Genomic DNA, 26265 nt, shown 5'->3' on the forward strand with positions numbered 1-26265 from the left:
AGCGGGGTGACGGCCGAGCTTGGAGGTGGGCCCCACCAGCCGGTACCGGCGCACCGCGCCAGCGGGGTGACGGCCGAGCCTGGAGGTGGGCCCCACCCGCCGGTACCGGCGCACCGCGCCAGCGGGGTGACGGCCGAGCCTGGAGGGACGGTGCCAGCTGGCACCGGGCCTCCCGTCCGTCAGCGGTTGCGCTCCGAATCCCCGATCACGCGTGCGCAGTACGTTCGCGGCTGGAGAACTCGGCGAACATCTCCCGTTTCGCTGCGTGCGAGTCAGCCTCGAGCTCGAGTCCCTCCACGTTGACCGGTGCCTGATCGGCTACCGGACCAGCGCGCGTTCGTAGAGGCTGGAAGCGAGTTGCCGCCCACCGTCGGGGGCGCTGACCGTCACGTCGCGGACGTGCCGGAACCCCTGCTGTTCGTAGAAGCGCCGCAATCCGGGGTTGTCAGTCGCGCAATCCAGCCGCACGAGGGCCGCCCCGCGCCCGGCGGCTCGCTCTCCTACCCACACCAGCAGTCGCTGCCCCAGCCGACTGCCACGATGCGTCTGCGCCACGACCAGCCGGTGCACGTACACAGCGGGATCGTCCTCCACGCCCCACGTCTCGGAGTCCGAGTCGGACACCGTGACCATCGCCACGATCACCCGGTCCTGACGCACGACGAAGAGGTTCCCCTGCTCTGCGGCGCGCAGCAGAACCGCGTCCGGCACCCGGTCCTGCCACTGGTAGATCCCACGCGAGCGGAGCCACAGCCTCGCACCGTCGATGAGCACCTGAGCCGAAGGAACATCCGCGGCCGTGGCCGCTTCGACCGCCAACACGTCTTGATCCACGAGACGACGCTACGGGCTGACCTCAGCGGACACGAGCGGAAGTGGGCCTGATCCGGCATCCTCGTCTCGTGGAGTTCTCATGGTGGACGTGGTGGGGGCTCCTGCTCATCGCGCTGACGGGGCTCGGGCTGATCGGGCGCGCTGCTGTCGTCTCCTGCTGATCCCGTGGGTCATCGCACTCGACAGCTGACTGCAGACACACCGAGATCGGCTCGGTCGATGAGCGGCTGCCGGACGGCCGTGGGGCTGGTCGGCCCCGGGAGCGTCAGAAGAACATGCGCCCCCGCGCGATGTCCGACTCGGCCTGCCGAAGAGCCTCCGCGACTTCGGGGTCTGTCCCCTCGAACTCCGCCGCCCGAGAGCCGAAGTTGGTGTACCGGTGCATGACGAACCACAGCACGAGGAGCGCCGCCAAGACCACGCCGGTTCCGATCCACCACCACATGGGGGCAGCGTACGTGCGACCGACAGCGGGGGCAAGCGCTGCGATACGCCGTTGCAGGATCGGCGATCGGGGAGCTCCCGCGGGTTCGTACCTGAAGCGCTCGTCTACGCTGGGCTCCTCACGAGGGGGATGCAGTGGGTTTCGGAAGATCTGTGGTGCTGGCCAGCTTGGCGACTGCGAGCGCCATCGTGCTTGCTGGGTGCGCAGCGTTCCCTCCAGCTCCGAGCACGGTGGGCTCCGACTGGCCGAGCACCGGGGTGCCATCCGCCGTGCGATGGCCGTCCGACTGGGTCGACAGCCTGTCCGGTGATTCCGAAGCCGTGGGCGGTCCGATCGTCGGGCTCCGCCTTGAGTACGGAGCGGAGCACTGGGTCTGGCGGATCCGCAGCACCGACCCGGGAAAGACCGACGCCCTCGGCGAGTCCAACGCAGAACCGACCAGCGGTGTCGAGGCGCTCGTCGACGCCACGGACCTGAGCCTCGTGCGGCGACACGAGGTCACCCTGACCAAGGCTGAAGCCACGGGGACGGACACCAGCTACTACGACGCCGTGAAGGCCTCGGGTGAGGAGTGGCCCGGCCCACGACTGGTCGAGCTGGTGCGCGTCGTCGACGACGGCCGGCCGACGTGGCGCGTCACGACGTACGACACCGAGGACGGCCACCTCGCCCCGCGGACGCTCTGAGCACGCGCGCTGATCGATCTCGGGTGCGGAACCGAGTCGCTCACCCGATCAGCGCCGATGCCGCCGTCATGACTGGCAACAGCGGCCGTCGTCATCCGAGGCGAGAGCCTGCTCGTCATCGATTGATTGCAGGACGGTCGAAACTACTGGGTGATTCCCCGCACGAGCGCGGAACGCTGCCGCCGTCCCGGCCGGACTGATCCGGCTTCCGGAGGACGCGTCCCGCGCTCGCCAGTACCGCCTACCGAACGCCGTACACGACGTGGTCGTCGAGGTACTGCCAGACCGTTCCGACCTCGGCGAACCCAGCGCTGCGGAGCGACTCGATGTGGAAGCCGAGCGTCACCTTCGGCGGCGCTTCGTGGAGTTCCGCGCCCCACACCGCGTCGCGTCGCGCGATCGCTTCGGCGTACCGCGGCGTCTCCGCCACCGCTGCCCACCACGCGTCCCACGTGTCCGCGCCGGCCGCGAAACCATCTCGCTGCGTCACGGCGTCATCGCGCGCTGCGATGGCGGCCAGGGTGCTCTCGTCCCGCTGGTAGGACAGGTGGTCACCGTTGAGCAGGATGCCACCGGCGCGGAGGAGGTCCGCGGTCCGTCGGTGGACATCGACGAGCGTGCCCGGCTGGAGCCAGTGCAGGGCAGTCGAACTCACCACGGCGTCGAACGGTGCGTCCGCGATCGCAGGGTGCTCCGCCCAGCGCCGATCGGCGAGGTCGACCTCCGCGATCACGAGCCGACGGTCGGCGGCGGCGAGGTCCGCGGCGATGGCCAGGAGCGCTGGATCCTTGTCCGCCACCACTGCCGTGGCGCCAGGGACCGCGGCGAGGACTGCTTCCGCGAGCGCTCCGGTTCCGCCCGCGAGGTCGAGGATCCGCGGCGCGGTCGTCTCGGCGCAGACGTCGGCGACCACGCGGGCGATCGTGGCGAACCGCTCAGCCCGGTGCCGGATGTACGCGGTCTGCTGAGCATCCCACCGGGTCGCCAGGTCACGTGCCCGCGCGGTGTCGGCCTCGGTGGCGATCGGTGTGGTGGTTGTCGTCTCGGTCATGGGGTGGTTCCTTCCAGAGGGGCGAGTGGGACGGCCGGTGGTGCTGGCAGGCGGAATGTGAGGTGGATGTCACCGTCAGGGTCGTCGCGACGGGTGGTGTGGACGTCGTAGACCGAATCCAGGAGCGCGGGGCGGAGGACATCGGCGGGTGGGCCGGAGCCGACGACGCGGCCCGCGGCGAGGATCACCAGGTGGTCGCAGACGCGGGCGGCGGCCTCGAGGTCGTGCAGGACGACGACGACGGTCGGTGCGATGTGCGGCAGGAGTTCGAGGACTTCGAGCCGGTGTCGCAGGTCGAGGTGGTTGGTGGGTTCGTCGAGGAGGACATGGTCGGCACCGTGAGCGATCGCGCGGGCGAGGCCGACCCGCTGGAGTTCGCCGCCGGAGAGTGCGGCCAGGGAGTCGCCGGCTCGGTGCGTCAGTGCGACCGCGTCGAGGGCTGCCGCCACACGCTCGTCGGGGTCGACACCGTCGCCGCGGCCCGGGCCGACCTGGGCGAGGCCGCCGAGCGCGACCTCGTCCGCCACGGTGAGCGCCGGGTCCGGGTCGAGTCGCTGCGCCACGCTCGCGACGCGTTGCGCGATCCACCGGCGTGACCGGTGCCGGACATCCTGTCCGTCGATCTCGACACGGCCTTCCTGGATGGGGACGGCTCGGAGGAGCGCGCGGATCAGGGTGGTCTTGCCACTGCCGTTCGGGCCGACGATCCCGGTCACGGAGCCCGTCGGCGCATCCAGGTCGACGGTGTCCAGGAGCAGCCGCCGTCCGGCGCGCACCGTCACCGCGTGTGCGCGGATCACCGCAGTGCGTCGAGCTGCCGTGTGAGTTCAGCCGGGCCCGAGACCGACAGGGTCGAGGGCGGATCGGTGAACGGGAAGCGGAGTGCGACGATCCGGTGGTGGCGCACCGCGGAGAGGCCCGATGTACCCGGCGCCGTCAGGAAGCTGTCGATGGTGTCCTGCGCCGTGCCGCTCGAGTAGAGCAGGACGATCGTCTGCGGGTCGCGGGAGATGATGTCCTCGACACCTGCATCGAAGACGCGCTCGTGCGAGTCGGCGTACACGTTGCGCAGTCCGACCGCTCGGAACACCGGCGTCACCATGCTCGGACCGCCGTACGGCGAGAGGACGCTGCCGCCGGAGGACACGTAGAGGGCAGCGGCTGTTCCTCTGTCCTTCGGGGACTGCGTCGCGAGCGTGGCACGGCCCGAATCGATCGCATCGGAGGCCAGCGCCGGTTCGCCGAGCACTGTGCCGAGTGTCCGCAGTTCGCTCCAGACACGGCCGAACGTCGCCGTCCGGCTCAGGTCGGGACCGGGGTTCGCGCAGTACGCCGACGGGGTGTAGAGCGGGATCCCGGCAGCCTGGAGCGCGTCTCGGTCGACGGCGTTCGCGGGTGCGATCACCAGGTCCGGCTTCGCGCCGAGCAAGCTCTCCTGGGACACGACGGAGCCGCCTGTCGACGTCTGCTTCGTCGAGAGGGCGTGGAGGTCTGCGAGCTCGCGGTAGGTCTGCTTCGTGTAGAGGTCCGGAGCCAGCGGTGCGGTGACACCGACGATCCGGTCCACGGCGTGGAGCGCTTCGAGGTTCGGGAGTTCGTCGTTGTTCACGAGCACGATGCGTCGCGGGGTCGCGGTGATCGTCACCTGGGATCCGCAGTTCTGGATCGTGACGGGGAAGTGCGTGCCACCGCTCGAGCTCGTGCGCGGGTTCGGCTCGGTGGCTCCGGACGATGTCGTGCAGGCGCTCAGGCTGAGCACGGCGACGGTCGCCAGCAGACCGATCGCTGCTGCGACCGTGGTGGACCGGGTTCGGGTTCTCATGTGGGGCTTTCCGGTGGGGTGCGATGGACCGTGGGGTGGAAGGTCAGGGGGCTGTTGCGGGGGCGGTGCGACGCAGGAGGACCAACAGGAAGGGCGCACCGAGCACCCCGGTTACGACCCCGACGGGGATCTCCTGGGGCGCGAACGCGATGCGGGCCACGGTGTCAGCGATGACGAGCAGGGACCCACCGAGCAACGCCGACACCGGGAGCACCGCTCGGTGTCGTCCGCCGACGAGTCGGCGTGCCAGGTGCGGCACGACGAGACCGATGAAACCGACGCCGCCGACAGCCGCGACGATGACGCCGACCATCGCGGACACTGCGACCATCAGGCCGAGTCGCGCGCGTTCCGGGTCGATGCCCGCTGACCGGGCGGAATCGTCTCCGGAAGCGAGCGCGTCGATGAAGGGTGCGATCACCACGAGCGCGACCAGTCCGACACCACCCGTGATCGCCGCGGCGGCCAGGGCGATCGGCTGCACCGACGTGAGCGAACCCAGGAGCCAGAACAAGACCGACCGGGCGGCCTCCGGAGAGTCGCTCCAGAAGACGAGGAAGCTCGTCGCCGCGTTCAGGGCGTACCCGACCGCCAAACCGGCGAGCACGAGCCGAAGCGGCCCCCGACGGCTCGCGGTCCCGGCCAAGGCCACAACCAGGAGAACGGCACCGATCGCGCCCGCGAGCGCCGCACCGGAGAACACCAACGCGCTCCCCGACCCGATGACGAGCACCACGAGGGCGACGCCGGTACTGGCGCCGGAGTTGATGCCGAGCAGGTACGGATCGGCGAGGCTGTTCCGGACGAGCGCCTGCAGGACAGCTCCGGCCACAGCCAGCACGGCGCCGGCGATGATCCCCATCACGACGCGGGGTGCCCGCGTGCCCCACACGATCTCATCCGCCGACGCAGACCAGTGGCCCGCGCGGGCCCCGCTGACGTGCTCGACCAGGATGCCGATGACGTGCGTCGGTGCGATCGGCACCGGACCGATCATCATCGCTGCGACGGCGACCAGGGCGAGCACCACGGCGAGCAACGCGATCCGCACGGCCGCACGTCGACGGGCTCGACGCATCAGGCACAGGACCGCATCGATCCTGCCCGACCGCGACGGCGCCGGGAGGACCGTCGAGAACCGATCGGGCATGCGACTCCTTAGTGATAACGAGTCTCATTACTAGCAGGTCGGCCAGGGTCTCACCAAGTCCTCGACGGTGCCGACGGACGCCCTGCGGCCGCCCCCAGCACAACGTGCTGGGGCACACGCGGGCACCGACAGTGATGGCGGGTCCGAGAACTGATCGGGTCGGAACGATCCCTGGATGAGACAGCGGTCTTCCGGCCAGCGCAATGCGACTCGACTGAGCGAGAATCCCTCACTGCTCGACTCGCACCGACGGTCCGGTCGTCTCGTTGTTCCTTGCCCCGGCTCGCCGGGACGAGGTCGATCCCAACGGAAGAAGCCCACCGAGATCCTCGGTGGGCTTCTTCCGTTGTGTCAGACACGTTTCGGTCGGGCTGACAGGATTTGAACCTGCGACCCCTTGACCCCCAGTCAAGTGCGCTACCAAGCTGCGCCACAGCCCGCGAGTTCCGGAGAACCCAGGACCCCGGAGGATCCTCGCCCGCGTCCGACCGGAGCGCGAGCGACCGGTCCAGCATAGCGGACGTCAGCCCCCCTCCGTGCCACGGCGAGTCGCAGCAACGCGACCCGAACGACACGCTCAGCCCGGCCGCACCACCTCACGCCGCGCCGCCAACCACGGCAACCCGAGCCCCACGAGCAACCCACCGGCCCCGTCTGCCGCCAGGTCCCCGATCGTGTCGTCGTACCCGACGAAGATCTTCGCGTCGACGAAGTTGTGCCCGAGCCACTCCCCCATCTCCCAGACCGCCCCGACCGCGAGTCCCGCACACAGCGCGAGCACCGCGACGACCACCCGTCGCTCCCCGTGCGGGGCCGGCACAGCACGCAGGTCGGCACCGATGACGTACAGCACGGCCGCGAGCAGCCCGGTCAGCACGACGTGCATGAACTTGTCCCACAGGAAGACGGTCGTGTACCACTCGAGCACGCTCGACCACCCGGCGACGAGCACGAGCACGCACACCGCCAGGTCGAAGACGGGTCGCAGCCCGAGCATGCGCGGCACCACGACCCCGAGCAGCGCGAGCGCCATGACCGGGAACGCCGTCCCACCCCACCCGACACTCGCCACGACGACGCTCACGAGCGTCAGGGCGCGCACGACGTCGGCCACCAGGAACCGCGGCCGCAGGAAGGTCGACCCGAGCGCCCGGATCACGACGCCCACCGGACGACCGCGTGCACGGCGGCGTGGTCGGACGGCCACACGCCGCCCGGCCGCCGCACGTCGACCGCGACGCGGTCCACGGCCGCCCCAGTGGTCACGAGCACCCCGTCGATCCGCCGACCACCAACGCGCGGACTCCCGTAGTGCGGGTACGTCCCGTACGGCTCACCCACCTGCCTGGAGGCCCGCCCCCAGCTGTCCTCGACCCCCGCCTCCGCCAGGGCTCGCCACGGTGCGGAACCGGCGGGGCTGTTCCAGTCGGCCATGACCACGGCGGGCAGGCCGCGCTGCCGGACGATCCGGCCGAGCAGTTCGGCGGAGCGGAGTCGGGCCCACGACGAGGCGACGTCGAGGTGGGTGGCGATCGCCAGGAACCGGACGCCGGTCGCGCGGTCGTCGACCACGGCTCCGACGGCGTGCCGAGGGAAGGACGTGGCCCACGACCGCGAGCCGGGGCGGTGGGGTCTGCGGGAGAGCGCCCAGGTGCGGCGCTCGACGACGTCGAGGCGGGAGCGGTCGAGGAACAGGCCGACCTGTTCACCACCGCCGCGTGCTCCTCGCCCGGCCAGGACGGGCTCCCAACCCGACCCCAGGCCGGACGTCAGGTCGTCTGCCTGCGCGGGGAGGGCCTCCTGGACGGCGAGGACGGTGGGCGCTTCGGACGTGACGAGCGCGAGGACGGCGTCACGGCGGCGCTCCCAGGCGTCCGGGTGGGTCGACCGTCGCGGCACGCGGCGACGCACGTTGAGCGTCATGCAGTGCACCTCGGGCGACCGGACCGGTCCGATGAGCGGGCGGTCGTCGGGGTGGTGGGGCATGCATCCCTTCTACGAGACGACACCCGTCGGATTCTCAGGGACCTCTCCGCCTGGCTCGTAGGGTGGCCCGATGCGTTCTCGTTCCACCCCTCGTGTCCTCGTCGCGATCGCCGTCTCCGGCCTGCTGCTCGGAGCCGCCGGGTGCACGTCGAGCGAACCGGACACGAGCCGCCCGACCCTGGCGAAGGCCTCCGCCGACACCGTCACGGTGGCCGACGCTGCGGACGCCGCAGCGCGGTCGGTCCGGGTCAGCAAGGCGCTGTTCGCCAGCGCTCCGGGCGCGGTCGTCGCCCCGGCCGACGACGCCGACGGGATCCGCGACGCAGCGAAGACCGCGGCGAGCGCCCACGTCCCGGTGCTGCTGACGACCAAGAACAAGGACGCTGCCGTCGCCCGCGAGCTCGACCGGCTCGGTGCCGGCTGGTACCAGGCCGAGGGCGACGTGTCGCTCGACACGGACATCGAACAGCGGCAGGCGCCGGACGGCGGTGACGCGCCGGAGTCGACCGGGGCCTCCCGGCAGGCGACCGTGGTTGTGGCGGACACGCGTGCGGACGCTGCTGCCGTAGCAACCGCGAAGGCCGCCGGTGCGCGGGTCGTGACCATGCCGAAGGGCGTGACCGACCCGGCTGCCGCACCCGACGTGGTGACGGCGCTGCACGAGCGGGCGAAGCACCCGACGGTCCTGGTCGGTGCGGCGTTCGACGCCCTGCCGGACCCGGATTGGACGGTGCGGGCGGCCGAGGGCGGGTTCCAGCTGCGGAACGGCGGCCAGCGGCCGTTCGACGGGCACCGGTACGTCGCGCTGTACGGGGCCCCCGGGGCGCCGGCGCTGGGAGTGCTCGGCGAGCAGGGGCCGAAGCAGACCGTGCAGCGGGCCGAGCAGGTCGCGAAGCCGTACCGGGCCGAGTCCGACGAGCTGGTGACGCCCGCGATGGAGGTCATCGCGACCGTCGCCGCCGGGGACGCCGGCGCCGACGGCGACTACTCGACCGAACTGCCGGTCTCGACGCTCGAGCCCTACGTCGAGGCCGCCCACGATGCGGACATGCCGGTCATCATCGACCTGCAGCCCGGGCGGTCGGACTTCTTGTCGCAGGCGAAGAAGTACGAGTCGTTGCTGAAGCAGCCCGGTGTGTGGCTGGCGCTCGACCCGGAGTGGCGGCTCACGAAGGACCAGGTACCCCTGCAGCAGATCGGCAGCGTGTCGGCGTCCGAGGTGAACAAGGTCTCGTCGTGGCTGGCTGCGCTGGTCAAGCAGGAAGGGCTGCCGCCGAAGGCCCTGGTGCTGCACCAGTTCCGGCTGTCGATGATCCAGGACCGCTCAGCACTGCAGACCCACCCGGAGCTCGACATGCTCGTGCACGTCGACGGGCAGGGGTCGCAGCCGGACAAGCAGGCGACGTGGAAGGCGCTGCACCAGGGCGCGCCCGAGGGGCTGCACTGGGGCTGGAAGAACTTCACCGACGAGGACACGCCCATGCTGACGCCCGCGCAGACCATGCGGGACGTGCGGCCGACGCCGTCGCTGATCACGTACCAGTAGGGCCCGGTTGGTCCGGTTGTCCACAGCCGGGAGTCGCGACCCGCGTTTCGTCGGTCGGTGCTGACAGCATGGGGGCATGTCTGGTCTTGGTGTCGGGTCCACTGCGTCGTCTTCTGTCTCCCCCTCTGCGGACATCGCCGCCGAGGCGCAGCAGGCGCTCGCTGCGCTCACGGGGCGCCCCGACGCGGTGTTCCACCCCGGCCAGCTCGAGGCGATCTCCGCGCTGGTGGAGCACCGGCAGCGTGCCCTCGTCGTCCAGCGCACCGGCTGGGGCAAGTCGGCGGTGTACTTCCTGGCGACGCTGCTGCTGCGCCGACGCGGGGGCGGCCCGACGGTCCTGGTGTCGCCGCTGCTCGCCCTGATGCGCGACCAGGTCGCCGCTGCCGCGCGGGCCGGGGTCCGTGCGGTGTCGATCAACTCCGCGAACGCGCACGAGTGGGGTGAGACCCAGGCTGCCCTCGCCCGTGACGAGGTCGACGTGCTCCTCGTCTCCCCCGAGCGCTTGAACAACCCGAAGTTCCGCGACGAGCAGATGCCGACCCTGATCGCCCGGATGGGCATGCTCGTGGTCGACGAAGCGCACTGCATCTCGGACTGGGGCCACGACTTCCGGCCGGACTACCGGCGTCTGGCCGAGCTCATCCGGTCGCTCCCCCACGGCGTCCCCGTCCTGGCCACCACCGCGACGGCGAACGAGCGCGTGGTCGAGGACGTCGCCGAGCAGCTGACCGCCGGCCCGGCCGACCCGGTGTTCACGATCCGTGGGTCCCTGGCCCGCAAGTCCCTGCGCCTCGGCGTGCTGACGCTGCCCGATGCCCGGCAGCGGCTGGGGTGGCTCCTCGCCCACCTCGGCGACCTGCCCGGCAGCGGCATCATCTACACGCTCACGGTCTCGGCGGCCGAGGACATCGCCCGGCTGCTGCGCGACAACGGGTACGCCGTCCGCGCGTACACCGGGCGCACCGACACCGACGAGCGCGAGCAGCTCGAACAGCAACTCAAGGGCAACGAGCTGAAGGCCCTCGTCGCCACGAGTGCGCTCGGCATGGGGTTCGACAAGCCCGACCTGGGGTTCGTCGTGCACGTCGGCGCTCCGTCGTCGCCCGTCGCCTACTACCAGCAGATCGGTCGCGCGGGTCGTGCGACCGACAACGCCGACGTCCTGCTCCTGCCCGGGCGCGAGGACCGCGAGATCTGGCAGTACTTCGCCAGTGCCTCGATGCCGACCGAAGCCCGTGCCGCCGCCGTGCTGGGCGCCCTGTCGACCGACACCGCGATGTCCACCGTGGCGCTCGAGGGCCTGGTCGACATCAAGCGCTCCACCCTCGAACTCCTGCTCAAGGTGCTCGACGTCGACGGCGCCGTCCGACGCGTCACCGGCGGCTGGGTGTCGACCGGACAGCCGTGGGAGTACGACGCACCCCGGTACGAACGCGTCGCCGCGGCCCGTGCTGCCGAGGCCGCGTCGATGCTCGACTACGAGTCCACCTCGGCCTGCCGCATGCAGCTGCTGCAGCAGGACCTCGACGACCCCTCGGCCGAGCCCTGCGGCCGATGCGACAACTGCGCCGGGGCGTGGTTCCCGACCGCCGTGTCCGACACCGACTCGTCCGGGGCGGCGGCCGCGCTCGACAAGGTCGGCGTCGAGATCGCCCCGCGTGCCCAGTGGCCCTCGGGGATGTCGTCGCTCGGTGTCTCGGTGCGGGGCAAGATCGGTCCAGACGAGCTCGTGCAGCCCGGCCGTGCGGTGGCGCGTCTGACCGACCTCGGCTGGGGTGGTCCCCTGCGTGCACTGTTCGCGCCGTCCACCCCTGATGCACCGATCTCGCGCGAGCTCGTCGACGGCTGCGTCCGGGCGCTCAAGGACTGGCCGTGGGAGACCCGGCCGACCGGCGTCGTGGCGATGTCCTCGCGGTCACGGCCCGAGCTGGTGGGGTCCCTCGCCCAGGCGCTGTCCACGATCGGGCGGCTGCAGTTCCTCGGCACGCTCGGCCGTGCCGGCGGGACCCCTCGCGGCGACGGTGCGACGAACAGCGCCTACCGGTTGTCCGGCGTGTGGGACACCTTCGTGGTCGATCCGTCGCTCGCCGCCGCCCTGCAGTCGCACGAGGGCCCGGTGCTGCTCGTGGACGACCTGGTCGACAGCCGGTGGACGATGACCGTCGCCGGCCGGGAGCTCCGGCGCGCCGGGGCCTCCGCCGTGCTCCCGTTCGCCCTGGCCACGGTGGCGTAGCCCCCGCACCTGTTTTGCGACAGTCCACGTGTCGATCGACCCGTGGGTTGTCGCACACCTGGTCCGGCATCCACCGGAAACCGCTCCGGCGCGCAGCGGTCAGGACCCGCTCGACCCCAGTCCTGCGGCGAGCCACGACGAGAACACGCCGACGAAGAGGTCGAGCAGCAGCGCCCCACCCGCGACGAACAGTCCGGCGGCGGCCAGTCCGACGACGAACGCCCGCTGCGCACGGCCGACGATGAGCGCCACGAGGGTCATCACGAGGGCGACCAACGCCACGAACCCCGAGACCAACCACCACGCGAAGGAACCGCTGCTGGTGAACATGCTGACCAGTGCTCCGACGTTCCACAGCCCGGCTCCGAGCGCCACGACCGAGGGCACCACGAGCAACCACTGACCAGCCGAGTTCTCGCGCACCAGCCCATCGTGCCATGACGGTGCGCCACGGCGGCCGACGGCAGCCTCAGCGCCGCGCGGGCTTCGGGAACGTGGCCCGCATGTGGTCGCTCGTCAGCACGTCGCCGATGCCGACCATCAGCACCGAGAACAGGATCTGCTCGATGACCATCCAGAACGGGTAGAGCCCGGGGATCGCCGCGACGATCAGCGTCACGATCGGGAAGATCCGGCTGAACAACCGCAGCCGCTGGTACGCCCAGTAGTACCCGAGCTGCGCCCGCCAGGCGAACACGTAGAGCGTCAAGGTGATCAGCAGCACCACGGTGGACCGGAACCACACCGCCCACGACAGGGACTCCCCGGCGCGGGTCAGCAGCACGGCGACCACGATGGCGGTGAGGCCGACGACCGTCTCCGCGACGAGCAGCCACCGGATCCACCGGAACGAACGCACCGTGTCCGGGTGTTCGAGCATGTCCTCGCGGATCACGTACCCGGACTGCCGGCCTCCGGCCAACCGGTCGAGCCGAAGACGGCACCACACACGGTCGGCGAGCACACCGAGTCCGTCGTTCTGCTGCGTCACCAGTACATCGTGCCCCATCCCGAGGCCGACAGGAGACGCAGCCCCGAGCGGGGACGGCTCAGTCGGACGGGACGAGTGCCGCGCCGCCCAGCACGGTGCCGGTCCCGGCGTCGAGCAGGACCAGGGAGCGGACCTCGTCGGGCAGCGTCCACGGCTCGCCGAGCACGACGGTCAGCCCCTGTTCGACCCCGTCGGCCTGGAACAGGTCGTAGGACTCCCCGACCGGCGTCCACATCGGCTTCGAGCCACCGCGCACCGTCCCCGCGGACAGCACGACGTCGACCGGGCCGTCCCCACCGGTCTCCAGGTGGTCGATCTCCACCGCGAGGGTCTCGTCGCCCGTGTTCGCGGTGATCCGGACGTGCCCGGAGGCAGCCGCCCCGATGCCGACGATGTCACCGGAGACCGGCGGGACGCGCCGCCACCACGGGTCGATGGGTGAGCCGTCGACCGGACGGACGGGCTCAGGCTCGATCGGCTCCCCGAGGGCGTCGGACGGCTGCAGCCGGACGTCGGGCGACTGCGCCGGCTCGGGGCCCACTGCGTCGGCACGGGTGACCGGTTCGCCGTCGTCCGGTGCGTGCGAGCTCGTCCACAGGGACACCGAACCCACGACGACCACCCCGACGAGGACACCCACCAGGGCGAGCCGACGTCGGTCGGCTGCCCACCGCCCGGTACCCACGCCCCCATGATGCCGCACCGGCGCGCCGGACCGGCCCCGGGCCTCCAGGCCGACCGCGGACGCGAACGCAGAACGCGCCCCGACGGATCGGGGCGCGTTCTGCGTGACGGGTGGGGAGGCTCAGCGCTTCCGGCGCTCGCGCACCCGCATGTTGACGTTGATCGGCGTGCCGGAGAAGCCCCAGACCTCGCGGAGTCGACGCGTGATGAAGCGTCGGTACTGCGGGTCGAGGAACGCCGACGTGAAGAGCACGAAGGTCGGCGGCTGGCTCGACGCCTGGGTGCCGAACAGGATGCGGGGCTGCTTGCCGCCGCGCACGGGGTGGGGGTGCTCCTGCACGAGCTCGGCGATGAAGGCGTTGACCTTGCCGGTCGGGATGCGGGTGTCCCACGACTCGAGGGCGGTCTCGAGCGCCGGCACGAGCTTCTCGAGGTGACGGCCGGTGCGGGCCGAGATGTTCACGCGCGGGGCCCAGGCGACGTGCGCCAGGTCCTGCTCGATCTCGCGCTCCAGGTAGCGGCGGCGTTCGTCGTCGAGCAGGTCCCACTTGTTGTAGGCCAGCACGAGGGCGCGGCCGGACTCGAGGACGAGGTCGATGATGCGCAGGTCCTGCACGGACACCGGCTCGGTGACGTCGAGGACGACGACGGCGACCTCGGCCTTCTCGAGCGCGGCGGTGGTGCGGAGCGACGCGTAGAAGTCCGCGCCCTGCTGCATGTGGACGCGCTTGCGGATGCCGGCGGTGTCGACGAAGCGCCACACCTTGCCGCCGAGCTCGATCTGCTCGTCCACCGGGTCGCGGGTGGTGCCGGCGATGTCGTTCACGACGACCCGCTCTTCACCGGCGGCCTTGTTGAGCAGCGAGCTCTTGCCGACGTTCGGGCGGCCGAGGATGGCCACGCGGCGGGGGCCACCGACCTCCTGCTTGGCGACGGCCGAGGTGTCGGGGAGCGTCTTGATGATCAGGTCGAGCAGGTCCGCGACGCCGCGGCCGTGCAGGGCGGACACCGGGTGCGGCTCGCCGAGGCCCAGGTTCCAGAGCTCGGAGGCTTCGAGTTCACGGCGCTCGTCGTCGGCCTTGTTCGCGACGACGATGACGGGGCGGTCGGTGCCGCGGAGCATCTTCACGACGTGCTCGTCGGTGGCGGTGATGCCGACCGTGACGTCCACCACGAACAGCACGGCGTCGGCGAGGTCGATCGCGACCTCGGCCTGGGCGGCGACGGAGGCGTTGATGCCCTCGGCGCCGGGCTCCCAGCCGCCGGTGTCGACGAGCGTGAAGCGCTTGTCGTTCCAGTCGGCCTTGTAGCTGACGCGGTCGCGGGTGACCCCGGGGACGTCCTGCACGACGGCTTCACGGCGACCGAGGATGCGGTTGACGAGCGCCGACTTGCCGACGTTCGGGCGACCGACGATCGCGAGCACCGGGTAGGCCGGCAGGTAGTGGACGCCGTCTTCGCCGATCTGGCCCGCTTCGAGCAGGGCGAGGTCCTCGTCCTCGAGGTCGTACTCTTCGAGGCCGGCGCGGAGCGCGGTGGCACGCTGCTCGGCCTCTGCCTCGTCGAGTCCGGCGAGACGCTCGCCGAGGGCGTCGTCGTACTCCGGGAAGTCGTCGTTGTCAGGATTGTCCAGCTGAGCCATCTTGTGTTCCTCGCGAGCGGCCGGGGCCGCGGTGTCGGTGGCCGTTGCCGGCCGGGCCGGGGGTCCGGCCGTGGTTGACCGTCCCGCCGGAGCGTTCTGGTCTGCGTCAGTGCGTGAGCGGCCCGCCGAGGCGGTCCGGTCTGCGTCAGTGCGTGGCCGCGCGGGCCAGGTCGACGACCGCCTGCACGGTCTGGTCGAAGTCGAGGTCGGTGGAGTCGAGCGTCGTGACGCCGTCGGCGGCGTTCATGAAGTCGACGACCTTCGCGTCCGCCGCGTCGCGACGAGCGAGTGCTGCGGAGGTCTCGGCGGCCGACTGGGTCGTGACCTCTGCCGAGCGTCGGGCCATTCTAACGGACTCGTCGGCCGTCAGCAGGATCCGGACTTCGGCGTCGGGTGCGACGACCGTGGTGATGTCCCGGCCCTCGGTGATGATGCCGGGGGCGTCGGTCTTCCGCATGACGGTGCGGAACAGCTGGACCAGGCGCTTCCGGACGTCCGGGAGCTTCGCGATGTGGGCCACCGCGCCGGTGACGTCGGGGGTGCGGATGGCCTCGGTCACGTCGGTCTCCCCCACCTTGACGTAGTAGTCGTCGGGGTCGGTGCCGATGGCGTAGTCGAAGGTGTCCCAGCTGGCCAGGACCGCCGCGGCGTCGTCGAGGTCGACCCGCTGCTGCAGGGCGTGCCACGCGAGTGCACGGTAGGCGGCGCCGGTGTCCTGGTAGCCGTAGCCCAGGGCGCGGGCGGCCGCACGGGAGACGCTCGACTTGCCGCTGCCGGCGGGGCCGTCGACGGCGATGACGATCTTCGCCACGTAGGCGCCGTCGGCCAGGCCGGACGGCATCGGGGCGCTGGTCGAGCCGGGCTCGCCGCCGGGCTCGCCGAGGCCGCCTGCCGGACCGCCGAGTGCGCCGCCGTCGCCGCTGCCGCTCAGCGGGCCGCCGGCACCACCCTGGCCCGGGGTCGGGAGGCCGGAGTCGGGCCCGTCCGGTCCGCCGGTCACACCGGAGTCGTTCGTCGCTGCGTTCGTGTCGTCGTTCAGGCCCATGCTGCTGCGATCCTCCATCCGCGCCCCTCGAGTTCCTCGACGAGTCGCTGTTCCTGCTCGGGCAGCACCGACACCTCGACGATGCCGATCTGTGCGCCCGGTGAGTGCTCGAGGCGCATGTCCTCGAGGTTGATGCCGATCTCCCCGATGAACGTCAGGAGTGCGGCGATCTGCCCGGGGGTGTCGTCGACCAGGACGACCACCTGGGCGAAGCGCTTGGTGGTGCCGTGCTTGCCCGGCAGCCGTTCGACCCCGCGGTTGCCGTCGGCGATCGTCTCGGCGATGGCACGCGGCGAGCCGGCACCGTCCGGGTCGCCGAGCGCGTCGATCACGCGGGTCAGGTCGTCGCGCAGGTCGGTGAGCACCGGCCGGATGTGCCCGGCGTTCGCGCCGATGATCTGCACCCAGAGCCCGGGGTCGCTCGCGGCGATCCGGGTGACGTCGCGCACGCCGCCGCCGGCCAGGCCGAGCGACCCGTCGGGGGCATCGCGGAGGCGCGAGGCCATCAGCGTCGACACGAGCTGCGGCGCGTGCGAGACGTACGCCACGGCGAGGTCGTGCGACTCGGGGTCCATCGGCACCACGGTCGCGCCGACGTCCAGCGCGAGGTCCTCGACCACCGCAGCTCGCTGGTACGTGATGCCGTCGTGTCCCGCGATCACCCACGGGCGTCCGACGAACAGGTCGGCGCGGGCGGCGGTCGGACCGCTGCGCTCGCGTCCGGCCATCGGGTGCGACCCGATGTAGCGGGAGACGTCGGCCCCGGCCGCCACCAGGGCGGCGAGCGGCCCGGACTTCACGCTGGCGACGTCGGTCACGACGGCGTCGGGGTGGGCGGCGAGCTCACGCTCGACCACCGTCGCGACGACGTCCGGCGGCACCGCGACGACGACGAGCTCCGGCTGGTCGCCGGCTGCCGGGCGACGCCCGGCGCCGTAGTCCACGGCGAGCGCCAGCGCGGCGGGCGAGACGTCGTCGAGGACGACGTCCACACCCTTCTCACGCAGGGCCAGACCGATCGAGGCGCCGAGCAACCCGGCACCGACGACCCGGACCGGGCCGCGCAGACGGCGGTCGATGTCGGTCGGGGTCACGTCGGTCACCGGGCAAGCCTACCGATCGAGGCTCGGGCATCGGTCGATGCCCGAGCGTCGGGGTCGGTCAGTCCGCCGACTCGTCCTCGTACTCGTCGTCGTCCTGGTCGAGTTCGACGTCGCGGTCGTCACGAGCGGACGGCTTCGCGTCGCGGACGGTGCTGAGCAGCTTGCCGACCTCGACCGTGCCGAGCTCGCGCATCTTGCCCGGCGGCAGGCTGCCCAGGTGCAGCGGCCCGAACGACCGGCGGACGAGTTCGAGGACCGGGTGGTCGACGGCCTCGAGCATGCGTCGGACGATGCGGTTGCGGCCGGAGTGCAGGGTGATCTCGACGAGCGACTCACCCCGCGAGGACTCAAGCAGCCGCACCTTGTCGGCCTTGATCGGACCGTCCTCGAGCTCGACGCCCTCGGTCAGGCGCTGCACCACGGCGGGGTTCACGTTGCCGTGGACCTTCGCGATGTACGTCTTCTGCACGCCGAACGACGGGTGCGCCAGCACGTGCGCCAGGTCGCCGTCGTTCGTCAGGACGAGCAGCCCGGAGGTCTCGGCGTCGAGACGGCCGACGTTGAACAGGCGCTCCTCGTAGCGGTCCACGAACTCGGTCAGGTCGCGGCGACCGCGCTCGTCCTGCAGGCTCGAGACGACGCCGGTCGGCTTGTTCAGCACGATGTAGCGCCGAGACGAGTCGATCTGCACCGGCACACCGTCGACGCTGATCGCGTCCTTCTCGGGGTCGACGCGACGCCCGAGGGCGTCCACGACCTCGCCGTTGACCGTCACGCGGCCCTCGACGATCAGGTTCTCCGCGACCCGGCGGGATGCCACGCCGGCAGCGGCGATCACCTTCTGCAGGCGCTCGCCCTCTGCCTGGAGGCCCGGCTCGGCCCCGGCAGGCGCCGTTCCGTCCGCCGCGTCCCAGTCCTCGATGATCGGCCGCTCGGGCGTGCCCTCGGCCGGGTTGCCCCGGTCGTCGCGCTGCCCGCTCGGCTTCGGCGTGGTGCGGTCGCTGTTGCGGACGCTCGTGGTGCCGCCGACGTAGCGGCGGCCGTTGTGCCAGACGCGGCTCTGCTGGCCGTCGGGGGTGCGGCGGTCGTCGCGGCCTCGGTCGTCCCGACGGTCGTCACGGGGTGCCGAGCTGGTGCGGTCGTCACGACCCCGGTAGCCACCACGGTCGTCACGCGGAGCGGAGTTGCCGCGGTACCCACCGCGGTCGCCGCCACCGGATCGGTCGTCGCGACCCCGGTACCCGCCGCGGTCGTCACGTGGAGCCGGAGCCCCGCGGTCGTCACGGCCGCGGTAGCCACCACGGTCGTCACGCGGAGCCGAGTTGCCGCGGTAGCCACCACGGTCGTCACGCGGAGCCGAGCTCCCACGGTCGTCACGACCCCGGTAGCCGCCGCGGTCGTCACGCGGAGCGGAGTTGCCCCGGTACCCACCACGGTCATCGCGCGGAGCCGAAGCGCCACGGTCGTCACGGCCGCGGTAGCCACCACGGTCGTCACGCGGAGCGGAGTTGCCGCGGTACCCACCGCGGTCGCCGCCACCGGATCGGTCGTCGCGACCCCGGTAGCCGCCGCGGTCGTCACGCGGAGCCGAAGCCCCGCGGTACCCACCACGGTCGCCGCCACCGGAACGGTCATCGCGGCCCCGGTAGCCACCACGGTCATCGCGCGGAGCCGAAGCCCCGCGGTACCCACCACGGTCACCACCACGGTCGTCACGCGGAGCCGAAGCCCCGCGGTACCCACCACGGTCGTCACGCGGAGCCGAAGCCCCGCGGTACCCACCACGGTCACCACCACGGTCGTCACGCGGAGCCGAAGCCCCGCGGTACCCACCACGGTCGCCACCACGGTCGTCACGCGGAGCCGAAGCCCCGCGGTACCCACCACGGTCGCCGCCACGGTCGCCGCCACGGTCGCCGCCACGGTCGTCACGCGACGGGTACCCGCCACGACGGTCGTCGTCCCGCGGCGGGCGTGCGCCCCCACGGTCGTCGCGACCGTACCCGCCCGAGCGGCCACCGGCACTGGAGCCGGCCCCGCCGCGTCCGCCGGCCGGGCGGCCGGGGCGATCTGGGCCTCCTGAGCGTCCGTTGCGGTCGTCTCGGTCTCGGGGCGCGCCGCGCCCCCGGTCGTCAAACCCTGCCATCGGGGATCCTTTCGTTCTGCTCGAAGCCGTCCGCACCGTCGTCCAGGAGGGGCGAGATGAGCGGCAGCTCGTCGAGCGAGTTGATGCCGAGCTGCTGCAGGAGCAGGTCGGACGTGACGTAGTTGATGGCGCCGGTCTCGGCGTCGGTGAACGACTCCTCGATGAGGCCGCGTGCCACCAGGGTCCGGACGACGCCGTCGACGTTGACGGCGCGGATCGCAGCGATCTGCGATCGGGTGATCGGCTGCTTGTAGGCGACGACCGCCAGGGTCTCGAGCGCGGCCTGCGACAACCGCGAGGGTCGCTCGGCCTCGACGAACTGCTCGACCACGGGGTCCAGGTCAGCACGGACGTAGAAGCGCCAACCGCCACCGACCTCGCGCAGTTCGAAGCCGCGGCGGATCGTGCCGTCGACACCGTCGAAGTCCGCGACCAGGCGTTCGATCGCCTGGCGCACGGCGGGGACGGGCGAACCGACGGCGGCACCGAGCGCGACGAGCGACTGGGGCTCGTCCGCGATCATCAGGATGGCCTCGAGCTGGCGGTCGAGCGGGATGGCGGGGTCGTGGATCTCGTGCTCGATCGCGCGGGCGTCGGCCATCTCGTCGGCGCCGCCGGGTTCGGCGCTGGACGTGTCGTGCACGTCATCCGTCATAGTCGGCTCCCAGGTTCGCGAGGCTCTCGTCGGACCAGTCCTCGGCGGTCCACCGCAGTGTCAGCTCCCCGAGCGGCTCGAGCTGCTCGAACGAGATCGACGCGTTCCGGTACAGCTCGAGGATCGCGAGGAAGCGAGCCACCACGATACCGGTCTGGTCGACGCCCGCGACCAGTTCGCGGAACGAGACACCCTCACCATCACGGGTGCGGAGGATCGAGACGACGATCGCGGCCTGCTCACGGATGCTGATGAGCGGCGCGTGCAGGTGGTCGAGGCCGACGGTCGGGATCTCCCGCGGGGCGAAGGCGAGCGTGGCGAGGGCGGCGAAGTCCTGCACGGACAGGGTCCAGACGAGCTCCGGCGTCCGCGCGCGGAACCGCTCCTCGAGCCGGACGCTGCGGACGTGCCGGCGCGACTCGATGCCCCACCGCTCCCCGAACCAGTCGGCGGCCTGCTTGAACGCCCGGTACTGCAGCAGTCGGGCGAACAGCAGGTCGCGGGCTTCGAGCAGGGCGACGTCCTCGGCGTCCACGAGCTCACCCTGCGGCAGCAGCCCGACGATCTTCAGGTCGAGCAGGGTCGCCGCGACGACCAGGAACTCGCTGGCCTCGTCGAGCTCGTCGGCGGACTCGGCCTGCCGGACGTACTGGATGAACTCCCCCGTCACGGCACCGAGCGAGACCTCGGTGATGTCGAGCTCGTGCTTCGTGATGAGCGACAGCAGGAGGTCGAACGGTCCGTCGAAGTTGGTGAGCCGGACCCGGAACCCCGGCTCAGGCGACGGCGCCACGCTGGACGAGCTCTCGTGCGAGCTGCCGGTAGGCGTGGGCGGCAGGGTGGTCCGGCGCGGTCTGCGTGATCGGTCGTGCGGACACCGTGGCGTCCGGGAACTTCACGGTGCGGCCGATGACGGTGTCGAGCACGCGGTCGTCGAAGGTGTCGACGACCCGCTCCATGACCTCGCGCGAGTGCAGCGTGCGCGAGTCGTACATGGTCGCCAGGATGCCGTCGAGCTTGAGCGCCGGGTTCAGGCGGTCGCGCACCTTGTCGATCGTCTCGATGAGCAGCGCGACACCGCGCAGCGCGAAGAACTCGCACTCGAGCGGGATGAGCACGCCGTGTGCAGCGGTCAGGGCGTTCACGGTGAGCAGGCCGAGCGACGGCTGGCAGTCGACCAGGATCACGTCGTAGTCGTTCGCGACCTTGCGCAGCACGCTCGCCAGGATCTGCTCGCGGGCGACCTCGTTGACCAGGTGCACCTCGGCCGCGGACAGGTCGATGTTCGCCGGGATGACGTCGAGGCCGGGGGTGTTCGTCGGCTGGATGACCTGGTTCGGGTCCTTCACGGCACCCATGAGCAGGTCGTAGACGGTGTGGATGTCGTGGGTGCGGACACCGAGGCCGGCAGACAGCGCACCCTGCGGGTCGAAGTCCACGGCGAGCACCTTGCGGCCGTACTCCGCGAGCGCGGCACCCAGGTTGATGGCGGTCGTGGTCTTGCCGACGCCGCCCTTCTGGTTGCAGAGCGCGATGATGCGGGCGGGTCCGGTGCTGTCGAGCTCCTCGGGCACGGGGAAGTCCCGGACGGGACGCCCCGTCGGACCGTGGGTGGTCGCGCCGGTGGGGTTGGTCGTCGGGTTCGGGCTCACCCCGTCATCGTACCGGCGACGTCGGGGTGGGCCGGGTCGCACCGCCGCACTGCTGCTCGTCAGGCAGCGCGCAGGGCGACGCGCATGCTGTCGACCCGCTCCGCGATCACGGGGTCGGCCGACCACCGCTGCTGCAGCCGGCCGACGAGCTCGCCGACCTGCTCGCGGTCGAGCCCCGGGTGCAGCGCCAGGCCCACCGTCAGCTCCGGTCCGGCGAACCGGCCGACCGGGTCGCCCGGCGCGAGTTCGACACGGGCCACGCTGGGCTCCCCTTCGACCGAGGCCGCGAAGGCACGGGCCACCTCGGGGTCCTCGAAGCACGGGGTCCACGGCAGGTCCTGCCCGAGTGCCCACACCGCCGGACGACGCAGCACGAACTCGGTCGGCGACTTCGGGTCGAGCACGACGAGCTGGGTGTCCTCGCTCGCCGCGGCCATCGCCACGCGGCGGGACTCCACCGGCACGGGGCGCGCGTCCGGGTCCCACGCGTGCACGGCGTCGACCGAGGTGAACGCGGGCATCACGCTGCGACCGTCGGGGCCGGCGACCGTCACGATCGAGAGTTCCTGGGTCTTGTCGACGAGCTTGCCCGCGTCGGTCTCCCCCACGTCGCCGGCCTCGGCGATGAGCGGGATGAGCAGGCGGGCGGAGCGGAGCGCATCGACGATCGCGGCCTGGGACGCACCGTCGGCGAGTGAGCCGATGGCCGCGACCACCGCGGGGTCGGCGAGTCCGTCGTCGTCCGCGAACGCGGTGTCGTGGTGGTCGAACGTGCGGCCTTCCCACGAGAACCCCGCCGAGTCCGCCGCCCCACCCGGGGTGTGCGCGTCGTCGGTCTCCGGCCCGGTGCCACGACCGTTCGAGATGCCCGCCACGGCGTTACTCCGAGGCGATGTCGAGAGCGGCGGGCAGCGTGAACGCCCCGGAGTACAGCGCCTTGCCGATGATCGCGCCTTCGAGCCCGTACGGCACGAGTTCGCGGAGCGCACGGAGGTCATCGAGGGTGGAGATCCCGCCCGAGGCCACCACGGGCTGGTCGGTCCGGTCGCACACCTGGCGGAGCAGTTCGACGTTCGGGCCCTGCAGCGTGCCGTCCTTCGTGACGTCGGTCACCACGTAGCGGGCACACCCGGCGGCTTCGAGGCGGTCGAGCACCTCCCACAGGTCACCGGCATCCTCGGTCCAGCCGCGGCTCGACAGCGTGGTGCCGCGGACGTCCAGCCCGACGGCGATCTGCTCGCCGTACTCGCCGATCACCCGCGCGGCCCAGTCGGGGTTCTCGAGCGCCGCGGTGCCGAGGTTCACGCGCGCCGCGCCGGTCGCCAGTGCCGCTTCGAGCGAGGCGTCGTCGCGGATCCCGCCGGACAGCTCGACCGAGACACCCTCGACCTCGCGGACGGCGTGCGCGATCACCCGGCGGTTGTCGCCACGGCCGAAGGCGGCGTCGAGGTCGACGAGGTGGATCCACTCAGCACCCTGGTCACGCCAGGTGCGGGCAGCGGCGACGGGGTCGCCGTAGCCGGTCTCGCTGCCCGCCTCGCCCTGGGTGAGTCGCACGGCCTGTCCGTCGACGACGTCGACGGCCGGCAGCAGGACGAGGGGCGGGGTGTCGGTGAGGTCGGTCATGGTCCTGTCGGTTTCGTTGCGGTGGAGAAGGGGCTGCGGACAGCCGGGAGGCCCGGGGCGCGTCCGGCACGACCGTCGCGCCCGGTGCAGGCCGGGTTCAGAGCGAGCGGACCCAGTTGGAGAGCAGGCGGATGCCCGGCTCGCCGGACTTCTCGGGGTGGAACTGCGTGGCGGTGAGCGGTCCGTTCTCGACCGCGGCGATGAACGGCTGCCCGTGCTCGGCCCAGGTCAGGCGGGGCGCGCGGAACGGCCCGTACGCCTCGAGCGGGAAGTCGGTCACGCCGTAGGAGTGCACGAAGTAGAAGCGCTCGTCGTGCAGGCCGTCGAACAGCACGGAGTCCTCGGGCGCCTGCACGGTGTTCCAGCCCATGTGCGGGAGCACCTCGGCCTGGATCTCCTGCACGGTGCCGGGCCACTGGCCGAGCCCTTCGACGTCGGCACCACGCTCGATGCCCCGCGAGAACAGGACCTGCATGCCGACGCAGATGCCGAGCACCGGGCGCCCGCCTGCCAGGCGGTGGTCGACGATCTCGCCGCCCTGCACGCCCTCGAGCTGGTCGATGACGGCCGCGAACGCCCCGACACCGGGGACGAGCAGGCCGTCAGCCTTGAGCGCCGCCTGCTTGTCCGAGGTCAGGGTGACGTCAGCCCCGGCGCGCTCGAGCGCCTTGGCGGCGGAGTGGACGTTGCCCGACCCGTAGTCGAGGACGACGACGTTCGGCTTGGCGGCGGTCACAGGGCGCCCTTCGTGGACGGGATGCCGTCGACGCGCGGGTCCAGCTCGACCGCCTTGCGCATGGCCCGGGCGAACGCCTTGAACTCGGCTTCGGCGATGTGGTGGGGGTCGCGGCCCTCGAACACGCGGACGTGGACGGTGATGCCGGCGTTGAACGTGATCGCCTCGAACACGTGACGGACCATCGAGCCGGTGAAGTGCCCACCGATGCGGTGGAACTCGAAGCCCGCGGGCTCGCCGGAGTGCACCAGGAACGGACGCCCGGAGACGTCGACGACGGCCTGGGCCAGCGCTTCGTCCAACGGGACCAGGGCATCGCCGTACCGGCCGATGCCGGAGCGGTCGCCGAGGGCCTGCTTGATCGCCTGTCCGAGCACGATGCCAGTGTCCTCGACCGTGTGGTGCACGTCGATGTCGGTGTCACCCGTGGAGCGCACACGCAGGTCGATCAGGGAGTGCTTGCTGAACGCGGTCAGCATGTGGTCGAAGAACGGGACGGAGGTCGAGATCGACGAGGTCCCGGTGCCGTCCAGGTCGAGCTCGAGTTCGACACTCGATTCGCTCGTCGAACGGCTGATCGAGGCGGTGCGGGCGGTCATGCGTCAACCCTAACCGGCGGCTGCTCGGCGGCGACCTGCCGCATGGCGTCGAGGAACGCGGTCGTCTCGGCTTCGGTCCCCGCACTCACCCGCAGGTGGTTCGGGATCCCGAGGTCGCGCACGATGACGTCGCGCTCGAGCAGCGCCTCGAACGCAGCGTTCGGGTCGGCGACACCGCCGAAGAGGACGAAGTTCGACCAGGTCTCGTAGGTCCGGTACCCCATGGCCCGCAGCTCGGTGACCATGCGGTCGCGCTGCGCCTTGATGTCGTCGACCATCGCCAGCATCTCGGGGGCGTGCCGGAGTGCCGCGATCGCTGCCGCCTGCGTCAGCGCGGACAGGTGGTACGGCAGCCGGACCAACCGGACGGCGTCGATGACGGCCGGGTGCGCGGCCATGTACCCGACCCGGGCACCGGCGAACGCGAACGCCTTGCTCATCGTGCGGGAGACCACCAAGCGCTCACGACCGGGCAGCAGTGTGAGGGCGCTCGGGGCGTCGGACGGCATGAACTCGGCGTAGGCCTCGTCAACCATCACGATGCCGTCGGTCGCGTCGTAGGCCGCCGCGATCGTCTCGATGTCGAGCGGGGTACCCGTCGGGTTGTTCGGCCCGCACAGGAACACGATGTCGGGCTTGTGGTCGCGGATGGCTGCGACGACGGTCTCGGGCGAGATGCGAAACTCGTCGTCCCGCTGGGCCGGGATCCACGTGGTGCCGGTACCCGACGCGAGGATCGAGTGCATCGAGTAGGTGGGCGGGAACCCGAGGACCGAGCGACCGGGCCCGCCGAACGCCTGCAGGAGCTGCTGCAACACCTCGTTCGACCCGTTCGCCGCCCAGAGCTGCTCGGCGGTCAGGTCGTGCCCGAGGTAGTCCGCCAGGGACTGGCGGAGCTCGGTGAACTCACGATCCGGGTACCGGTTGACCGTCAGCAGGGCCTGCCGGATCGACTCGACGATGTCGGCGGCGACGTCGTCCGGAACGGGATGCGTGTTCTCGTTGACGTTCAGCTGCACGCGGACGTGCTTCTGCGGGGCGCCGTAGGGGCTCTGCCCGCGCAGGTCGTCTCGGATCGGGAGGTCTTCGAGCGTGAATGCCACCGATCCATCGTAGGCCGCTGTCACCGTGCGACGACCAGCCGTCTGGACGGGGCTGCCCGAGTGACTACTCGCCGTCGGTGTACTTGGTGGGGATGGAGAGCTCTTCGCCGGCCTGCAGCGCCGAACCGTCGAGCGCGTTGAGACTGACGACGTCCTGCACGAAGTCGCGCGGGTCGGAGTCGGGGGCGGTCTGCTCGGCGAGCTGCCAGAGCGTCTCGCCCGGCTGGACCGTCACGGTCTCGAAGTGGGTGCGGGCGCCGCCGGCGGTGGCGTCACCGGCCGAGGCCTGTCCACCGTTCAGCACGCCGAGGGCGACGACGACGAGGAGCGGGATCGCGGCGAGCGTCGTGAAGACGATGCGGCCGCGACGCGTCAGACGCAGGCGGGTACGCACGGCGGGCGCCGCGGTGCGCTGGATGTCAGCGATGGCGATGGTGCTCATGTCGTTCTTGCCTTCCCGTTCGGTGGAACCGAAGTCCTGTACCGAACATAGTTTCGAATCAGACGACGCACAAGTCCTGGGAGAGGAT

27 protein-coding genes and 1 tRNA gene are annotated in these 26265 nt (G+C 71.5%); 3 read left to right on the forward strand and 25 right to left on the reverse strand.

Going from position 1 to position 26265, the window contains the following annotated elements; all coding sequences use genetic code 11:
- Positions 1–318: 318 nt before the first annotated feature.
- Positions 319–834, reverse strand: a complete 516-nt coding sequence (locus tag H489_RS22310) for a GNAT family N-acetyltransferase (RefSeq protein ID WP_152427145.1) — start codon at positions 832–834, stop codon at positions 319–321.
- A gap of 265 nt (positions 835–1099) precedes the next feature.
- Complete coding sequence (locus H489_RS22315; protein ID WP_017885881.1) at positions 1100–1279, reverse strand: hypothetical protein; 180 nt, start codon at positions 1277–1279, stop codon at positions 1100–1102.
- Between the two features lie 269 nt (positions 1280–1548).
- Between H489_RS22315 and H489_RS22320 the strand changes: the two genes are divergently transcribed.
- Entirely contained in the window at positions 1549–1965 is a 417-nt protein-coding gene (locus H489_RS22320; protein ID WP_152427146.1) for a hypothetical protein, read from the forward strand.
- Between the two features lie 241 nt (positions 1966–2206).
- Here H489_RS22320 and H489_RS22325 read toward each other — a convergent pair whose 3' ends face one another.
- The 7 genes from H489_RS22325 to H489_RS22355 form a co-directional block, all read right to left on the reverse strand.
- A complete protein-coding gene (locus H489_RS22325) occupies positions 2207–3016 on the reverse strand; it encodes a class I SAM-dependent methyltransferase (protein WP_017885883.1) in 810 nt (269 codons plus the stop codon).
- Positions 3013–3816 carry an ABC transporter ATP-binding protein gene (locus tag H489_RS22330; RefSeq protein ID WP_017885884.1) on the reverse strand — a complete coding sequence of 268 codons (804 nt, stop codon included), beginning with the start codon at positions 3814–3816 and terminating at the stop codon, positions 3013–3015. The genes H489_RS22325 and H489_RS22330 overlap by 4 nt, the downstream gene beginning before the upstream one ends.
- A complete protein-coding gene (locus tag H489_RS22335) occupies positions 3813–4838 on the reverse strand; it encodes an ABC transporter substrate-binding protein (RefSeq protein ID WP_017885885.1) in 1026 nt (341 codons plus the stop codon). Before H489_RS22335 ends, H489_RS22330 begins: the two co-directional genes overlap by 4 nt.
- 43 nt (positions 4839–4881) lie before the next feature.
- Positions 4882–5988 carry a FecCD family ABC transporter permease gene (locus H489_RS22340; protein ID WP_017885886.1) on the reverse strand — a complete coding sequence of 369 codons (1107 nt, stop codon included), beginning with the start codon at positions 5986–5988 and terminating at the stop codon, positions 4882–4884.
- Between the two features lie 366 nt (positions 5989–6354).
- Positions 6355–6428: transfer RNA gene (locus tag H489_RS22345), tRNA-Pro, on the reverse strand.
- 137 nt (positions 6429–6565) lie between these two features.
- Complete coding sequence (locus tag H489_RS22350) at positions 6566–7147, reverse strand: hypothetical protein (RefSeq protein ID WP_152427147.1); 582 nt, start codon at positions 7145–7147, stop codon at positions 6566–6568.
- Positions 7144–7974: an endonuclease/exonuclease/phosphatase family protein gene (locus tag H489_RS22355; RefSeq protein ID WP_017885888.1), complete on the reverse strand. Its 831-nt coding sequence runs from the start codon at positions 7972–7974 to the stop codon at positions 7144–7146. Before H489_RS22355 ends, H489_RS22350 begins: the two co-directional genes overlap by 4 nt.
- 70 nt (positions 7975–8044) lie before the next feature.
- Here H489_RS22355 and H489_RS22360 point away from each other — a divergent pair, with 70 nt between their 5' ends.
- On the forward strand, positions 8045–9520 hold the full coding sequence (locus H489_RS22360) for a hypothetical protein (RefSeq protein ID WP_017885889.1): 1476 nt from the start codon (positions 8045–8047) through the stop codon (positions 9518–9520).
- 76 nt (positions 9521–9596) lie between these two features.
- Positions 9597–11753 (forward strand): RecQ family ATP-dependent DNA helicase, encoded by a 2157-nt coding sequence (locus tag H489_RS22365; protein WP_031259180.1) that lies wholly within the window; start codon positions 9597–9599, stop codon positions 11751–11753.
- A 99-nt stretch (positions 11754–11852) separates the two neighbouring features.
- Here the strand turns inward: H489_RS22365 and H489_RS22370 are convergent, their stop codons facing one another.
- From H489_RS22370 to H489_RS22435, 16 genes are all read right to left on the reverse strand, one after another.
- On the reverse strand, positions 11853–12176 hold the full coding sequence (locus H489_RS22370; RefSeq protein WP_017885891.1) for a hypothetical protein: 324 nt from the start codon (positions 12174–12176) through the stop codon (positions 11853–11855).
- 46 nt (positions 12177–12222) lie between these two features.
- Positions 12223–12744, reverse strand: coding sequence for a hypothetical protein (locus H489_RS22375; protein ID WP_017885892.1), 522 nt, complete (start codon positions 12742–12744; stop codon positions 12223–12225).
- A 58-nt stretch (positions 12745–12802) separates the two neighbouring features.
- The gene (locus H489_RS22380; RefSeq protein ID WP_152427148.1) at positions 12803–13429 is read right to left on the reverse strand and encodes a hypothetical protein; all 627 of its coding nucleotides are present in this window, start codon (positions 13427–13429) and stop codon (positions 12803–12805) included.
- A gap of 120 nt (positions 13430–13549) precedes the next feature.
- Positions 13550–15070: a ribosome biogenesis GTPase Der gene (gene der, locus H489_RS22385; RefSeq protein WP_017885894.1), complete on the reverse strand. Its 1521-nt coding sequence runs from the start codon at positions 15068–15070 to the stop codon at positions 13550–13552.
- A gap of 145 nt (positions 15071–15215) precedes the next feature.
- Positions 15216–15911: a (d)CMP kinase gene (cmk, locus tag H489_RS0118285; RefSeq protein ID WP_042538571.1), complete on the reverse strand. Its 696-nt coding sequence runs from the start codon at positions 15909–15911 to the stop codon at positions 15216–15218.
- 194 nt (positions 15912–16105) lie between these two features.
- Complete coding sequence (locus H489_RS22390) at positions 16106–17218, reverse strand: prephenate dehydrogenase (RefSeq protein WP_017885896.1); 1113 nt, start codon at positions 17216–17218, stop codon at positions 16106–16108.
- A gap of 58 nt (positions 17219–17276) precedes the next feature.
- Positions 17277–18065, reverse strand: a complete 789-nt coding sequence (locus H489_RS38590; RefSeq protein WP_235045652.1) for a pseudouridine synthase — start codon at positions 18063–18065, stop codon at positions 17277–17279.
- 1285 nt (positions 18066–19350) lie between these two features.
- A complete protein-coding gene (gene scpB, locus H489_RS22395) occupies positions 19351–20019 on the reverse strand; it encodes an SMC-Scp complex subunit ScpB (protein WP_017885898.1) in 669 nt (222 codons plus the stop codon).
- Complete coding sequence (locus H489_RS22400; RefSeq protein WP_017885899.1) at positions 20009–20812, reverse strand: segregation and condensation protein A; 804 nt, start codon at positions 20810–20812, stop codon at positions 20009–20011. Before H489_RS22400 ends, scpB begins: the two co-directional genes overlap by 11 nt.
- Positions 20796–21671: a ParA family protein gene (locus tag H489_RS22405; protein ID WP_017885900.1), complete on the reverse strand. Its 876-nt coding sequence runs from the start codon at positions 21669–21671 to the stop codon at positions 20796–20798. Before H489_RS22405 ends, H489_RS22400 begins: the two co-directional genes overlap by 17 nt.
- A 59-nt stretch (positions 21672–21730) precedes the next feature.
- Positions 21731–22546, reverse strand: coding sequence for an SseB family protein (locus H489_RS22410; RefSeq protein WP_017885901.1), 816 nt, complete (start codon positions 22544–22546; stop codon positions 21731–21733).
- 4 nt (positions 22547–22550) lie between these two features.
- Positions 22551–23297: a bifunctional 1-(5-phosphoribosyl)-5-((5-phosphoribosylamino)methylideneamino)imidazole-4-carboxamide isomerase/phosphoribosylanthranilate isomerase PriA gene (gene priA / locus H489_RS22415; protein ID WP_017885902.1), complete on the reverse strand. Its 747-nt coding sequence runs from the start codon at positions 23295–23297 to the stop codon at positions 22551–22553.
- Between the two features lie 97 nt (positions 23298–23394).
- Entirely contained in the window at positions 23395–24033 is a 639-nt protein-coding gene (gene hisH, locus H489_RS22420; protein WP_017885903.1) for an imidazole glycerol phosphate synthase subunit HisH, read from the reverse strand.
- Complete coding sequence (hisB, locus tag H489_RS22425; RefSeq protein WP_017885904.1) at positions 24030–24632, reverse strand: imidazoleglycerol-phosphate dehydratase HisB; 603 nt, start codon at positions 24630–24632, stop codon at positions 24030–24032. The genes hisH and hisB overlap by 4 nt, the downstream gene beginning before the upstream one ends.
- A complete protein-coding gene (locus tag H489_RS22430; RefSeq protein WP_017885905.1) occupies positions 24629–25735 on the reverse strand; it encodes a histidinol-phosphate transaminase in 1107 nt (368 codons plus the stop codon). The genes hisB and H489_RS22430 overlap by 4 nt, the downstream gene beginning before the upstream one ends.
- Positions 25736–25799: 64 nt before the next feature.
- A complete protein-coding gene (locus H489_RS22435) occupies positions 25800–26177 on the reverse strand; it encodes a LysM peptidoglycan-binding domain-containing protein (protein WP_017885906.1) in 378 nt (125 codons plus the stop codon).
- Positions 26178–26265: the final 88 nt, after the last annotated feature.

Source organism: Curtobacterium flaccumfaciens UCD-AKU (assembly GCF_000349565.1).
Lineage (GTDB): Bacteria > Actinomycetota > Actinomycetes > Actinomycetales > Microbacteriaceae > Curtobacterium > Curtobacterium poinsettiae.

Excerpts from the sequence above, each read along its gene's own strand:
- H489_RS22315 (WP_017885881.1), bottom strand. The coding sequence starts at position 1,279 with ATGTGGTGGTGGATCGGAACCGGCGTGGTCTTGGCGGCGCTCCTCGTG.
- H489_RS22325 (WP_017885883.1), bottom strand. The coding sequence starts at position 3,016 with ATGACCGAGACGACAACCACCACACCGATCGCCACCGAGGCCGACACC.
- H489_RS22335 (WP_017885885.1), bottom strand. The coding sequence starts at position 4,838 with ATGAGAACCCGAACCCGGTCCACCACGGTCGCAGCAGCGATCGGTCTG.
- H489_RS22340 (WP_017885886.1), bottom strand. The coding sequence starts at position 5,988 with ATGCCCGATCGGTTCTCGACGGTCCTCCCGGCGCCGTCGCGGTCGGGC.
- H489_RS22355 (WP_017885888.1), bottom strand. The coding sequence starts at position 7,974 with ATGCCCCACCACCCCGACGACCGCCCGCTCATCGGACCGGTCCGGTCG.
- H489_RS22360 (WP_017885889.1), top strand. The coding sequence starts at position 8,045 with ATGCGTTCTCGTTCCACCCCTCGTGTCCTCGTCGCGATCGCCGTCTCC.
- H489_RS22365 (WP_031259180.1), top strand. The coding sequence starts at position 9,597 with ATGTCTGGTCTTGGTGTCGGGTCCACTGCGTCGTCTTCTGTCTCCCCC.
- der (WP_017885894.1), bottom strand. The coding sequence starts at position 15,070 with ATGGCTCAGCTGGACAATCCTGACAACGACGACTTCCCGGAGTACGAC.
- cmk (WP_042538571.1), bottom strand. The coding sequence starts at position 15,911 with ATGCCGTCCGGCCTGGCCGACGGCGCCTACGTGGCGAAGATCGTCATC.
- scpB (WP_017885898.1), bottom strand. The coding sequence starts at position 20,019 with ATGACGGATGACGTGCACGACACGTCCAGCGCCGAACCCGGCGGCGCC.
- priA (WP_017885902.1), bottom strand. The coding sequence starts at position 23,297 with ATGACCGACCTCACCGACACCCCGCCCCTCGTCCTGCTGCCGGCCGTC.
- hisB (WP_017885904.1), bottom strand. The coding sequence starts at position 24,632 with ATGACCGCCCGCACCGCCTCGATCAGCCGTTCGACGAGCGAATCGAGT.
- H489_RS22435 (WP_017885906.1), bottom strand. The coding sequence starts at position 26,177 with ATGAGCACCATCGCCATCGCTGACATCCAGCGCACCGCGGCGCCCGCC.